This window comes from Agrococcus sp. GCM10030265, assembly GCF_042666675.1.
GTDB lineage: Bacteria > Actinomycetota > Actinomycetes > Actinomycetales > Microbacteriaceae > Agrococcus.
Map to the genome: position 1 here is coordinate 421,135 of NZ_JBHTCZ010000002.1, position 12,678 is coordinate 433,812.

General features: G+C 74.0%; 12 protein-coding genes. 5 read left to right on the plus strand and 7 right to left on the minus strand.

Translation table 11 applies throughout. From position 1 onward, the window contains the following. Window position 1 precedes the first annotated feature (1 nt). Genes ACFQPP_RS06145 through ACFQPP_RS06160 form a run of 4 tightly spaced genes read left to right on the plus strand, consistent with a single transcriptional unit; the run spans window position 2 to window position 4,747 of the window. A complete protein-coding gene (locus tag ACFQPP_RS06145; RefSeq protein ID WP_376915667.1) occupies window positions 2-1,537 on the plus strand; it encodes a sugar ABC transporter ATP-binding protein in 1,536 nt (511 codons plus the stop codon). Further along, the gene (locus ACFQPP_RS06150) at window positions 1,534-2,526 is read left to right on the plus strand and encodes an ABC transporter permease (protein WP_376915668.1); all 993 of its coding nucleotides are present in this window, start codon (window positions 1,534-1,536) and stop codon (window positions 2,524-2,526) included. The genes ACFQPP_RS06145 and ACFQPP_RS06150 overlap by 4 nt, the downstream gene beginning before the upstream one ends. Beyond that, a complete protein-coding gene (locus tag ACFQPP_RS06155; RefSeq protein WP_376915669.1) occupies window positions 2,523-3,479 on the plus strand; it encodes an ABC transporter permease in 957 nt (318 codons plus the stop codon). Before ACFQPP_RS06150 ends, ACFQPP_RS06155 begins: the two co-directional genes overlap by 4 nt. Before the next feature lie 14 nt (window positions 3,480-3,493). Beyond that, entirely contained in the window at window positions 3,494-4,747 is a 1,254-nt protein-coding gene (locus ACFQPP_RS06160) for a Gfo/Idh/MocA family protein (protein WP_376915670.1), read from the plus strand. An 18-nt stretch (window positions 4,748-4,765) separates the two neighbouring features. On the opposite strand, the gene ACFQPP_RS06165 is transcribed toward ACFQPP_RS06160, so the two are convergent. Genes ACFQPP_RS06165 through ACFQPP_RS06175 form a run of 3 tightly spaced genes read right to left on the minus strand, consistent with a single transcriptional unit; the run spans window position 4,766 to window position 8,195 of the window. Continuing rightward, window positions 4,766-6,589 carry a DEAD/DEAH box helicase gene (locus tag ACFQPP_RS06165; RefSeq protein ID WP_376915671.1) on the minus strand — a complete coding sequence of 608 codons (1,824 nt, stop codon included), beginning with the start codon at window positions 6,587-6,589 and terminating at the stop codon, window positions 4,766-4,768. A gap of 57 nt (window positions 6,590-6,646) precedes the next feature. Next, window positions 6,647-7,564, minus strand: coding sequence for an alpha/beta hydrolase (locus ACFQPP_RS06170; protein ID WP_376915672.1), 918 nt, complete (start codon window positions 7,562-7,564; stop codon window positions 6,647-6,649). A gap of 34 nt (window positions 7,565-7,598) precedes the next feature. Beyond that, window positions 7,599-8,195, minus strand: a complete 597-nt coding sequence (locus ACFQPP_RS06175) for a biotin transporter BioY (RefSeq protein WP_376915673.1) — start codon at window positions 8,193-8,195, stop codon at window positions 7,599-7,601. A 124-nt stretch (window positions 8,196-8,319) separates the two neighbouring features. Between ACFQPP_RS06175 and pnuC the strand changes: the two genes are divergently transcribed. After that, entirely contained in the window at window positions 8,320-9,006 is a 687-nt protein-coding gene (gene pnuC / locus ACFQPP_RS06180) for a nicotinamide riboside transporter PnuC (RefSeq protein WP_376916766.1), read from the plus strand. A gap of 26 nt (window positions 9,007-9,032) precedes the next feature. On the opposite strand, the gene ACFQPP_RS06185 is transcribed toward pnuC, so the two are convergent. Genes ACFQPP_RS06185 through ACFQPP_RS06200 form a run of 4 tightly spaced genes read right to left on the minus strand, consistent with a single transcriptional unit; the run spans window position 9,033 to window position 12,596 of the window. Further along, window positions 9,033-9,665: a response regulator gene (locus tag ACFQPP_RS06185; RefSeq protein WP_376915674.1), complete on the minus strand. Its 633-nt coding sequence runs from the start codon at window positions 9,663-9,665 to the stop codon at window positions 9,033-9,035. Further along, window positions 9,662-10,828, minus strand: a complete 1,167-nt coding sequence (locus ACFQPP_RS06190; protein WP_376915675.1) for a sensor histidine kinase — start codon at window positions 10,826-10,828, stop codon at window positions 9,662-9,664. Before ACFQPP_RS06190 ends, ACFQPP_RS06185 begins: the two co-directional genes overlap by 4 nt. Window positions 10,829-10,872: 44 nt before the next feature. Then, complete coding sequence (locus ACFQPP_RS06195; protein ID WP_376915676.1) at window positions 10,873-11,742, minus strand: ABC transporter permease; 870 nt, start codon at window positions 11,740-11,742, stop codon at window positions 10,873-10,875. Then, a complete protein-coding gene (locus ACFQPP_RS06200; protein WP_376915677.1) occupies window positions 11,739-12,596 on the minus strand; it encodes an ABC transporter ATP-binding protein in 858 nt (285 codons plus the stop codon). Before ACFQPP_RS06200 ends, ACFQPP_RS06195 begins: the two co-directional genes overlap by 4 nt. Window positions 12,597-12,678: the final 82 nt, after the last annotated feature.

Below are 12,678 nucleotides of genomic sequence, written 5' to 3' on the forward strand. Positions count from 1 at the left end.
GATGACCGGGACCTCGCCGCTCGTGCGGCTGCAGGGCGTGCGCAAGCGCTACGGCGGCGTGCAGGCCCTTCGCGACGCGAGCCTCACGGCCGCGGGCGGCGAGGTCCACGGCCTCCTCGGCCCCAATGGCTCCGGCAAGTCGACACTCGGCAAGGTGCTCGCGGGCTCCGTGCGACCCGATGCCGCCGAGATCGCCCTCGCGGGCGAGCCGGTGCGCATCGGGTCGCCGCGAGCCGCCGCACGGCTGGGCATCGCCGCCGTGTACCAGCAGCTGAGCCTCGTGCCCGACCTCACGGTCGCGCAGAACCTCGTGCTCGGCTCGGAGCCGAGCAGGATCGGCTTCCTCTCCGACCGCGCCGCCGAGAGGCGCGTCGCGCCCATCCTCGAGCGGCTCGGTCCGGCGCTCGGCGACGTGCGCGCCGACGACGCCGTCCGCGACCTCGCACCCGGGCAGCAGCAGCTCGTCGAGATCGGCAAGGCGCTGCTGCGCGACCCCCGCATCCTCATCCTCGACGAGGCGACGGCGTCGCTGCACCGCGACCAGGTCGCCCTCGTGTTCGACGTCGTGCGCGAGCTGCGCGACGGCGGCGCCGCGATCCTCTTCGTGTCGCACCGTCTCGACGAGATCACCGAGCTGTGCGATCGCGCGACCATCCTGCGCTCCGGCGAGACCGTGGCAGCCACGAGCGTGCCCGACACGACGCCAGACGAGCTCGTGCGCCTCATGGTCGGCGACGTGCAGGCCGTCGAGCGCGAGCACGCCGACGTCGCGGACGGCGCCGTGCGCCTCAGCGTGCGCGGCCTCGCAGGCGGTGCCCTGCACGGCATCGACCTCGACGCGCGCGCCGGTGAGATCGTCGGGCTCGGCGGCCTCCAGGGCCAGGGGCAGTCGGAGCTGCTGCTCGCCCTGTTCGGCGCCACCCCGGCCACGGGCGACGTCGAGGTCGACGGCGAGCCCGTGCGACTCTCGTCGCCCCGCACCGCCGCCGGCCGCGGCATCGCGCTCGTGCCCGGCGACCGGGGCACGCAGGGCACCCTGCCGGCACGCCCCATCCAGGAGAACCTCGCCATCGCGAGCATCGCGGGCCGCTCGCGCGTCGGCGTGCTGTCTGCGCGACGCGAGCGCGAGGCGGCGCAGTCGATGGTCGAGGCGCTCGCCATCAAGATCGGCGGTCTCGCCGACCCCATCTCCAGCCTCTCCGGCGGCAACGCGCAGAAGGTCGTCTTCGGCAAGTGGCTGCTCACCGAGCCCACCGTCGTGCTGCTCGACGACCCGACGAAGGGCGTCGACGTCGGCGCCAAGGCCGAGATCTACCGGATCGTGCGATCGCTCGCCGCGCGCGGTGCGACCGTGCTCATCAACTCGAGCGAGGATCGCGAGCTCGTCACGGTCTGCGACCGGGTGCTCGTGCTCTACGAGGGGCAGGTGCGCGCGACGCTCGTCGGCGACGAGATCACCGAGGAGCGGCTCGTGCAGGCCGCGCTGCGCATCGGCGAGGGCGAGCACGGCGAGGCGAAGGAGGAGGACGCAGCATGACCGACACCGCCACCCGGCCGTCGCCCCCGTCGTCGACGGCGTCGTTCGTCGACCGCGTCCGCGGCGTCCGCGTCGCCTCGTGGGCGACCGCCGGACTGCTCGTCATCGCCGTCGTCGTCGCCATCGCGCTGCAGCCGAACCTGCTGAGCTCCTACGGCATCGCGTCGACCTTCGCGACGTTCCTGCCGCTCGTGCTCGTCGCGGTCGCGCAGGCCATCGTCGTCATCGGCGGCGGCCTCGACCTCTCGGCGGGCGCCATCGTGGCGCTCTCGAGCGTCGTCGCCGTGCAGGTCATGCGCGGCGAGGACGGCATGGCCGCCGTCGGCCTCGTCGCGGCCGTCGGCACCGGGCTCGCCTGCGGGCTCGTGAACGGCCTCATCGTGTCGCGCCTGCGGCTGCAGCCCCTCATCGCGACGTTCGCCTCCGCCTCGATCTTCTCGGGCCTCGCACTGCTCGTGCTGCCGACGCCCGGAGGCACCGTGCCCGCCGTGCTCACCGGCACGTTCCGGCAGGCGATCGCGACCGTGCCGATGTCGGTGCTGCTCGTCGTCGCCGTCGCGCTCGGCTGGCTCGTGCTGCGACGCACGCGCATCATGCGGCACATCCGTGCGACGGGCGGCGACCCCGCCGCGGCGTACGCGTCGCTCGTGCCCGTGCAGACGAGCCAGCTCGCGTCCTACGCGCTCTCCGGCGCCATCTGCGGCCTCGCCGCCCTCGCCGTGCTCGGCAACGCCGGCTCGGGCGACCCGTTCATCGGCGGCGACCTGGCGCTCAACAGCGTCGCGGCCGTCGTCGTGGGCGGCATCGCCCTGCGCGGCGGCATCGGCTCGCCGCTCGGCGCCATCGCAGGCGCCATCATCCTCTCGCTGTCGTCGACGATCCTCTTCGCGATCGGGCTGCCCACGTCGTGGCGCGCCCTCGCGGCGGGCGTCGTCGTCATCCTCGCCCTCGCGCTCAGCGCGCTCGGAGCCCCCAGGAGGCGTCGATGAGCCGCGCCGTGCGCGTCCTCAAGGACCCCATCGTCATCGCAGCGCTCATCGCGGTGCTGCTCGTCGTCGTCGGCGGCATCCTGCGACCGGGATTCGCCGCGCCCGCGCAGATCGTCGACATGCTGCGCGTGGCCTCGTTCCTCGGCATCATCGCGATCGGCCAGACCATCGTCGTGCTCTCCGGCGGCGAGGGCATCGACCTCTCCGTCGGCACCGTCGCGACCCTCGGCGCCATCCTCGCGAGCCGCACCATGGCGGGCGACGACGCGATGATCGTGCCCGCCGTGCTCCTCGCCCTCGGCGTCGCAGCCGTCATCGGCCTCGTGAACGGCCTCGGCATCGTGCTGCTGCGCATCCCGCCGTTCGTCATGACCCTCGGCATGCTCGGCGTCGTCGGCGGGCTCATCCTCGTCGTCACCGGCGGACGTGCCGACGGCCGTGCGGCGCCCGCGCTCGTCTCGCTCGTGAACGGACGCGACGTGCTCGGACTGCCCGGCATCCTCGTCGTCTGGCTCGTGCTCGGCATCGCCGTCACCCTCGTGCTGCGCCGCACCGTCTTCGGTGCCCGCCTCTACGCGATCGGCACGAGCAGGGAGGCCGCTCGGCTCTCCGGCGTGCCCGTGCGCCGCACGACCGTCAGCGCCTACGTGCTGTCGTCGCTCTTCGCGGCCCTCGGCGGCATCGCGATGGTCGGCTACTCGCAGCAGGTGTTCCTGAACCTCGCCGACGACCTCACGCTGCCCTCCATCGCCGCGGTCGTCATCGGCGGCACGCTCGTCGCGGGCGGCGTCGGCGGCTACCTCGGCAGCGCGATCGGCGCGATCGTCCTCACCGTCCTCACGAGCCTGCTCACGACCCTCGCGATGCCCGAGTGGGCGCGCACGGTCGTGCAGGGCGTCGTGCTCATCGCGCTCCTCGCCGTGTACGGCCGGCAGCGCAGGCTTCGCGCCTGAACGAAGGGAACCCCATGGCAGAACGCTCCGTCCTCGGCGTCGGCATCGTCGGCGCAGGCTTCATCGGCGAGTTCCACGTGCGCTCCTGGACCGGCGTGCGCGACGCGGACGTCGTCGCGGTCGCGTCCCGCACGCGCGAGAGCGCGAGCCGCGTCGCGGCGCTCGCCGAGGAGCTCGCGGTCGGCTCCGACGTCGCGGTGCACGACGACGTGCGCGCGCTCGTGCGCGATCCGCGCGTCGACGCCGTCTGGGTGCTCACCCCGAACGACACCCGCCTGGACGTCATCCGCGCCATCTGCGACGAGGTGCGGGACGGCGCGACGCTTCGTGGCATCGCGATCGAGAAGCCGCTCGGCCGCACCGTCGCGGAGGCGCAGGCGATCCTCGACCTCGTCGAGGGCGCCGGGCTGCTGCACGCCTACCTCGAGAACCAGGTCTACTCGCCGGCCATCACGCGCGCCCACGAGCTCGTGTGGCGCCGCGGCGCGTCCGAGTCGGGCTCGCCATACCTCGCGCGCTGCGCCGAGGAGCACTCGGGACCGCACAAGGCGTGGTTCTGGGACGGCGCCCGCCAGGGCGGCGGCGTGCTGTCGGACATGATGTGCCACTCGGTCGAGGCCGGGCGCTACCTCCTGACGCCTCCCGGCGTCGACCCGGCCGACTGGCTGCGACCCGTCTCGGTGAGCGCGAGCATTCAGTCGCTCAAGTGGGGGAGGCCCGAGTACGCCGAGCGCCTGCTCGAGCTCTACCCCGGCGCACCCGACTACCGCGAGCGTCCCAGCGAGGACTACGCCCGCGCGGCGTGGGAGTTCGTCAACGGCGACGGCGAGATCGTCATCGCCGAGGGCACGACGTCCTGGAGCCACGTGGGCGCCGGCCTCAAGCTCGCCTTCGAGCTGCTGGGCCCCGAGTACTCGATGCAGTCGGACACGCTGCAGACCGAGTCGCGCGTCTTCCTCTCGCGCGAGCTCGGCCAGCACCAGGGCGAGGACATGCTCGAGAAGCAGAACGCCGAGCAGGGCCTCATGCCGGTCGTCGCCGACGAGGCGGCCACCTACGGCTACACGGGCGAGAACCGCCACGTGGCCGCATGCTTCCTGCGCGGCGAGCAGCCCGCGGAGTCGCTGCGCAACGGCGTCGCCGTCGCCGAGCTGCTCATGGCCGCATACCTGTCCGCCCAGACGGGCGAGACCGTGCGCTGGCCGGTCGACCTCACGGACTTCGTGCCGGACGTCGCGAAGGGCACCTGGAACCCGCGCCGCCCCTGAGGGCGGCGCGGGCCCGCGTCAGTCGCGGCGGTGCCGCGGCTTGCGGTCCTCGCGGTCGTCGCGGCGCGGTCGGTCGGAGCCGCCCCGGTCGTCGCGACGCGGACGGTCGAATCGGTCGTCGCGATCGCGACGCGGGCCGCGATCGGCACGGCCACCGGTGTCCGGGCGGATGTCGATCGGCTTGCCGAGGATGCGGGTCTCGGCGAGACGGCCGAGCTGGTCGTCGGAGAGCTGCGGCAGCTCGACGAGCGTGAAGTCGAACCGGATCTGGATGCGGCCGAAGTCGTCGCGGCCGAGCCCGCCCTCGTTCGCGAGGGCGCCGACGATCTGACGCGGCTCGACGCGGTTGCGCGAGCCGACGGCGAGACGGTACGTCGTCGCATCCGACGGGCTGCGACGCTCGCGGCGCGGACCGCGGTCGTCGCCCTCGTGCGGGGCACGCGCGTCGTCGCGATCGCGCGCGCGCTTGGGGGGCCGGGACGCGACGTCGTCCTGCTCGTCGAGCAGCATGGGCACGGGCCCCTGCGCGACGACGGCGAGGGCGGCGGCGACGTCGACGTGCGGGACGTCGTGGTGCTCGACGTAGTGCGCGACGATGTCGCGGAAGCGATCGATGCGCGCCGTCTCGCCGAGCGCTGCCGAGATCGCGTCGTCGAACTTCGACAGGCGCGACGCGTTGACCTCGCCTGCCGACGGCATCGGGATCTCCTCGACCGTGCCGCCCGTCGTGCGCTCGATCGCGCCCAGCATGCGACGCTCGCGCGGGGTCACGAAGCTGATGGCGTCGCCGGTGCGGCCCGCGCGCCCCGTGCGACCGATGCGGTGCACGTAGGACTCGGTGTCGATGGGGAGGTCGTAGTTGACGACGTGGCTGATGCGCTCGACGTCGAGGCCTCGCGCCGCGACGTCGGTGGCGACGAGCACGTCGAGCGAGCCGTCGCGCAGCTGCTCGATCGTGCGCTCGCGCTGCGCCTGGGCGACGTCGCCCGAGATCGCGGCCGCCGTGTAGCCGCGCGCCCGCAGGCGCTCGGCGACCGTCTCGGTCTCGGAGCGCGTGCGCACGAACACGATGGCGCCGTCGAACGGCTCGACCTCGAGCACGCGCGTGAGCGCCTCGAGCTTCTGCTGGTACGACACGAGGATGGCGCGCTGGCGGATGCTCGCCGACGTCTTCGCCCCGCCCTGCACCGAGATCTCCTCGGGGTCGCGCAGGTGCTGCTGCGAGATCGCCCGGATCTGCCTCGGCATCGTCGCCGAGAAGAGGGCGACCTGCTTGTCCTCCGGCGTCGACGCGAGGATCTGGTCGACGTCCTCGGCGAAGCCCATCCGCAGCATCTCGTCGGCCTCGTCGAGCACGACGTGCGTCAGCCTCGACAGGTCGAGGGTGCCCTTGTCGAGGTGATCCATGATGCGACCCGGCGTGCCGACGACGACGTGGACGCCGCGACGCAGCGCCGACAGCTGCACGCCGTAGGCCTGACCGCCGTAGATCGGCAGCACGTGCACGCCGCCGAGGTGCGCCGCGTAGCGCTCGAACGCCTCGCAGACCTGCACGGCGAGCTCGCGCGTCGGCGTGAGCACGAGCGCCTGCACGTGCTTCGACGCGACGTCAACGCCCGCGAGCACGGGCAGCGCGAACGCCGCCGTCTTGCCGGTGCCGGTCTGCGCGAGGCCGATGATGTCGCGCCCCTGCAGCAGGGTGGGGATCGTCGCCGCCTGGATGCTCGAGGGGGTCTCGTAGCCGACGTCGGCGAGCGCCTGGAGGATCGCGGGCGGCAGGCCCAGGTCGGCGAACGTCGAGCGCTCTGCGTCGGTCGCCTCGGCGGGCGCGGTGTCGGTCATGACGTCAACGGTACGCGGCCTGGGGGCTCGCGCGCGCCACATGCCCGCGGTGCGTCGTCAGAGGCGGGCGGGCCCCTGCAGCGACACCTCGAGGAACGCGAGCACCGTGTCGCGCACGTCGGGCTCCGTGAGGAGGCCGATCGAGTGGTGCTGCGAGGGCACCACGGCGAGCTGCACGGGCACGTCGTGGCGCTCGAGCACCGACGCGAACGCCTCCGCCTGCGCGAGCGGGATCATCTCGTCGTCGCCGTGCACCACGAGGAACGGGGGATCGGTGGGGTCGACGAACGTCGCCGGGCTCGCGAGCCCGGCGGCGGGGCAGTCGGCCAGCTCGTCGCACGCGAGGTAGGCGAGCTGTCGCTCGACGAAGTCGTCGCGCACGTCGACGCCGGAGAGGTCGAGCGGTGCCGACATCGACACGACGGCGGCGACGCGGTCGACCGCATCCCAGTCGCCGGAGCCCGCCGTCGCGAGCAGCGACGCGAGGTTGCCGCCCGCCGAGCCGCCGAAGGCACCGATGCGGTCGGCGTCGATGCGGTACGTCGCGAGCGTCTCGGGGGAGCGCAGCCATGCGAGCGCGGCCGTCACGTCGTCGATCCCGGCGGGGAAGGGATGCTCGGGTGCGAGGCGGTAGTCGACGTTGGCGACGACGTAGCCGGCCGACGCCAGCCACGTGCACGTGTCGCGCCACAGCGGATCCGTGCGGCTGCCGCGCGCCCACGACCCGCCGTGCACGAGCAGGATCGCGGCACGCTCGGTCGTGGTCTCGCCGCGCGGCAGGCAGACGTCGATGCGCTGCGCGGGGTCGGCGCCGTAGGGGATGGCCTCGACGACCGCGATGCCGGTGCGGTCGCGCGCGGGCGTCGACGGCCGCTCCGCGTGCACGCCCGGCACGACGCCGGGCGCGACCACGGCGCCGACGAGCACGAGCACGCCGAGCGCACCCGCGCCCGCGAGCGCGAGCGCACGCCGCATCCCCACCGTCGGACGCCGAGCCGATGCCGAGGCGCTACTGGCCGCGACGCGCGTCGAGCGCGCGCACGCCCCGCCACGCGATCGGCAGGATCGCGGCAGCGAGCAGCGCCTTCACGATGCCGCCCGGGATGAAGGGCACGAGGCCCCACGCGAGGATCTGCTCGAGCGAGCCGCCCGTCGCCACGGCGAGCCACGTCATGCCGAACGCGAACGTCACGAGCGTGCCGGCCGTCATGGCGACGACGGCGCCGAGGAACCGCCGGTCCCAGCGGCGCTCGGCGAGCCAGCCCGTCAGCGCCGCCGCGGCGATGAAGCCGAGGATGTAGCCGCCCGTCGTGCCCATGAGCACGCCGAGGCCGCTCGCGCCGTCGGAGAAGATCGGCAGGCCGACGACGCCGAGCACCGCGTAGAGCGCGAGCGAGGCCGCGCCGCGAGCGGCACCGAGCGAGGCGCCGACCACGAGCACCGCGAGCGTCTGGCCCGTGATGGGCACGGGCCACAGCGGGATCGCGACCTGCGCGAGCAGCGCGGTGAGCGCGGCGCCTCCCGTGACGAGCGCCACGTCGGTCGCGACGGACCGGTGGGCGACGAGACGGTCGGCGAGCACGGCGGGGGCGGCGATCGAGGTCATGCGAGACTCCTGGGTCGTCGAGCGATTGCCCCGAGCATAGGGCGACGCGCGCGAGCGCGTCGGCACATGACGACGAGCGGGCCTCGCACGCCTGCGGACGTGCCAGCATGATCGCGTGGATCCCATCGCCTGGCTCGTCGGCGCCTACACGGCGCAGATCGAGCTGCCCGGCGGCCAGTCGCTCCTCCTGCGCGAGGTCGTGGGCAACGTCTTCGGCCTCGCGAGCGCCCTCGGCGGCATGGCCAGGCGCGCATGGGCGTGGCCCGTGGGCATCGTCGGCAACCTCCTGCTGCTCAGCGTCTTCCTCGTCGCGATCGTCGACCCCGACCACGGCCTGCCCGGGCTGCTCGGCCAGGCGGGTCGACAGGTCATGTTCATCGCCGTCGCCGTCTACGGCTGGGTGCGGTGGCGACAGGCGCGCGACGGCCACGGGCAGATCCGGCCGCGGTGGGCGAGCGGGCGCGAACGCGTCGGCATCGTGCTCGCGCTCCTCGTCGGCACCGTGGCGCTCACGCCCGTCTTCACGGCGCTCGGCTCGTTCGAGCCGCAGTGGGCGGATGCGTGGACGTTCGTCGGCTCGCTCGTCGCCACCTACGGCATGGCCCGCGGATGGACGGAGTTCTGGCTGGTGTGGATCGCGGTCGACGTCGTGGGTGTGCCGCTGCTCGTCGCCGCCGGCTACTACGCGACCGCCGCGATGTACGTGTTCTACGGCGCCTTCACCGCCGTCGGCTTCGTCGTGTGGTGGCGTGCGCAGGGGCGCAAGCCCGCGGTCGAGACGCTGCTGCCCGACCCGCGCATCCACGACTGACGCGCGCCGGCGTCACCCGACGAGCGTCAGAGCAGACCGAGCTCGAGCGCCTTCGTCACCGCGCGCGTGCGATCCGAGACGCCCAGCTTGTCGAACACGCGCGCGAGGTACGTCTTGACCGTGGCCTCGCCCACGTAGAGCCGAGCGCCGACCTCGCGGTTCGTCAGCCCCGCTGCGACGAGCGCCAGCACCTCGGCCTCGCGCGGCGACAGCGCGACCGCCGACGCCTCCGGCTCCCGGGCCGCCCGCACGAGCGCGCGGGCCACCGACGGCGCGAGCGCCGTCTCGCCGGCGGCCACCGAGCGGATGCCCGCGACGACCTCCGCCGCCGGCGCCGCCTTCAGCAGGTAGCCGGAGGCGCCCGCGGCGATCGCCGCCAGGATGTCGTCGTCGGTCTCGTACGTCGTGAGCACGAGCACGCGCGCCGCCGCGTCCGCATCGACGATGCGACGCGTCGCCTCCACCCCGCCGAGGCCGGGCATGCGCAGATCCATGAGGATGACGTCGGGCTCGTGCGCTGCGACGCGAGCGATCGCCGCCTCGCCATCGTCGGCCTCGCCGACGACCTCGATGCCGTCCGCAGCGGCGAGCAGCGCGACGATGCCCGCGCGCACGACCTCGTGGTCGTCGACCACCAGCACGCGGATGGGGGCGGTCACGAGCGCTCCTCGCGTGCGACGGGCACGCGCACGACCACGCGCGTGCCGCCGAGCGGCGACGCGCTCGTCGACGCGGAGCCGCCGGCGAGCGCCGCGCGGCGCGCCATCGCCTCGAGCCCGAAGCCGCGCGCCGATGGCGGCGACGACGGCATCCCGACGCCGTCGTCGTCGACCGTGAGCACGGCGTCGTCGCCACCGACGAGCGCCACGCGCACGGCACCGGCGCGAGCGTGCCTGCGCACGTTCGACAGCGCCTCCTGCAGGCAGCGCACGAGCACCACCTGCGCCTCGCGGTCGATCGCGACGGCGTCGAGCCTCGCGTCGACGTCGACGCCGTGCTCGCGCGCGAAGCGCTCGGCGACGTCGCGCAGCGACGCCGCGAGACCACGGCCCTCGACGTCGATCGCGATCTCGCCCGCGACGAGCGCGCGCGCGTCCGCGAGCGAGCGGCGCGCAGCCTGCTCGGCGCGCTCGAGCGCCGCCGGCGCCGCGTCGCTCGAGGCCCGCGCACCCTCGAGCAGCATGACGACGCCCGCGAGGTCCTGCGCGATCGTGTCGTGGATCTCGCGCGCGATCCGGTCGCGCTCCTGCATCGCGCCCTGCTCGGACGCGAGCGCGGCGACCTCGTCGCGCGAGGCCTGCAGCGCCTCCACGAGGCGTCGGCGCTCCTCGCTCAGCCGATCGATGGAGCCGATCCACAGCCCGAACCACGTGGAGAACGCCCACGACCCCGCCTGCGTCGCCAGCGCCGCTCCCCAGTCCTCCGGCGAGTGCAGGATCCATCCCGCAGCCGCCGAGGCGGCGACGAGGCCGGAGGCGACGACGCCGAACCTGCGGCGGTCGGCGCCGATCCACGCGAGCGGATGCAGCACCGCCTGCACGATCGCGAGCCACGGGGCCGCGAGCGTGCAGGCGAGGGCGATGGCGCACAACGCGACGACGCGCCACGCAGGCGCCGTGCCCGTCGCGGCCAGCGAGCGTCGCAGCACGAGCCACAGCGCCGCGAGAGCGACCATCGCGGCCACCACGAGCGCGACGCTCGCCGCGCCGCCCGGTGCGATCGCGACGAGGGTCACGGCGGCGACGACGACCGAGACGACCGCGACGTCCGCCCACCGCAGCGTCCGCGCCTCGTCGTCGCGGATCGGGGTCGGGACGTGCACCCCGCCATCCTGACGCACCTCGGTCGGCGTCGACGCTCGCAGCGTCACGATCGACGGATCCATCGGAACGTGAGCCGCACGAGCACGAGCCCCACGACGACCCACGCACCCAGCACGAGCGCCACGCCCTCGAGGTTCCACGACCCGCCGAGCTCGAGCACCGCATGCTCGGCGGGCAGGAGCGCGGCACGCATGCCGAGCGCCATCCACGCGACGGGCAGCGCCTGCGCCGCCTGCTGCATCCACTCCGGCAGCACCGAGAACTGGATGAAGATCCCCGACGCGAACTGCACGACGAGCACGATGGGGATGATGACCGCCGTCGCGCTGCGACCCGATCGCGGGATGCGCGACAGCGCGATGCCGAGCAGGGCGCTCGCGAGGGTGCCGAGCACGAAGACCCAGGCGAACGTCGCCCAGGCACCCGCATCGGTCGGCAGCGCGACCCCGAACACGAGGGCGCCGACGCCGAGCAGCACGACCGCCTGCGCGGCGCCCGTGACCGCAGCCTGGCCGAGCTTGCCTGCGATGTAGGCGATCGGCGGCATCGGCGTGCCGGCGAGCCGCTTGAGCGTGCCGTTCGTGCGGGCGACCGCCACGTCGACCCCGAGGTTCTGCACCCCGGAGAGCAGGATGCCGGACGCGAGCATCGCGGGCAGGTAGTACTCGGCCGCTGGCAGCTCGGTGGTGCCGCCGCGACCGTCGGGGAACGTCATGGTGTCGAACACCGACGCGAAGATGCCGAGCATCAGCACGGGGAACAGGAACGTGAAGAAGACCTGATCGAGCTGGCGGAAGTACATCCGCACCTCGTAGCCGACGCGGCCCGCGGCGATGCGGGCCGTGCGCGCGATGCCGACGGGCGACAGCGGCGACGGGATGCCGTTCGTGCTCGTGGCCTGCGCGACGCTCATGCCGCCACCTCCTCGCGGTCGGCGCGGACGATGCCCAGGTAGACGTCCTCGAGGCTCGGGCGCACGACCTCGAGCCCGTCGGGCTCGCCGAGGCGCGCGACCAGCGATGCGACGACGGCTCCTGGCTCGACGGATCGGTGCTCGCGCATCGCTCCGCCCTCCCGCCAGCGCACGAGGGGCACGCGCGCCTCCGCACCGCCGATCGTCGAGGGCGGGCCCTCCGCGGCGACGCGGCGGTCGGCGATGACGACGATGCGGTCGGCGAGCTGCGCGGCCTCCTCGAGGTAGTGCGTCGTCAGCAGGATCGTCGTGCCATCGGCCTGCAGCGAGCGGATGAGCGCCCAGAACTCGCGCCTCGCCTCGGCGTCGAACCCCGTGGTCGGCTCGTCGAGGAACAGCAGCCTCGGCCTGCCGACGATGCCCATCGCCACGTCGACGCGGCGCTGCTGGCCGCCCGAGAGCGAGGCGATGCGCCGATCCGCATGCTCGGAGAGCCCCACCGCCTCGATCACGTCGTCGACGGCGCGGGCTCGCGGGTGCAGGGCGGCGAGCCCGCGCAGCTCCTCTCGGACCGTCGCGACCGACGCCTCGCCGGTCGACTGCAGCACGATGCCGAGCCCTGCCCGCCAGGCGACGCCCGCGCGCTGCGGATCCTCGCCGAGCACGCGCACGTCGCCACCCGAACGCACGCGGTAGCCCTCGAGGATCTCGATCGTCGTCGACTTGCCCGCACCGTTCGGGCCGAGGAGGGCGAGCGTCTCGCCCTCGTCGACGTGGAGGGTCACGTCGTCGAGCGCGACGCGGTCGCCGTAGGACTTCCGGAGGTGCTGCACCTCGACCAGTCGATTCGTCATGCCCACAGCCTGCTCCCGCCGCGACGCGCCCGCGAGGGGCGGGCGGAGGACCCGGCGTCCACCGGATGGCGGACACAGGGAC

Coding starts and splice junctions, on each gene's coding strand:
- ACFQPP_RS06150 (WP_376915668.1), top strand. CDS start 1,534: ATGACCGACACCGCCACCCGGCCGTCGCCCCCGTCGTCGACGGCGTCG.
- ACFQPP_RS06145 (WP_376915667.1), top strand. CDS start 2: ATGACCGGGACCTCGCCGCTCGTGCGGCTGCAGGGCGTGCGCAAGCGC.
- ACFQPP_RS06200 (WP_376915677.1), bottom strand. CDS start 12,596: ATGACGAATCGACTGGTCGAGGTGCAGCACCTCCGGAAGTCCTACGGC.
- ACFQPP_RS06160 (WP_376915670.1), top strand. CDS start 3,494: ATGGCAGAACGCTCCGTCCTCGGCGTCGGCATCGTCGGCGCAGGCTTC.
- ACFQPP_RS06195 (WP_376915676.1), bottom strand. CDS start 11,742: ATGAGCGTCGCGCAGGCCACGAGCACGAACGGCATCCCGTCGCCGCTG.
- ACFQPP_RS06165 (WP_376915671.1), bottom strand. CDS start 6,589: ATGACCGACACCGCGCCCGCCGAGGCGACCGACGCAGAGCGCTCGACG.
- ACFQPP_RS06175 (WP_376915673.1), bottom strand. CDS start 8,195: ATGACCTCGATCGCCGCCCCCGCCGTGCTCGCCGACCGTCTCGTCGCC.
- ACFQPP_RS06170 (WP_376915672.1), bottom strand. CDS start 7,564: ATGCGGCGTGCGCTCGCGCTCGCGGGCGCGGGTGCGCTCGGCGTGCTC.
- ACFQPP_RS06155 (WP_376915669.1), top strand. CDS start 2,523: ATGAGCCGCGCCGTGCGCGTCCTCAAGGACCCCATCGTCATCGCAGCG.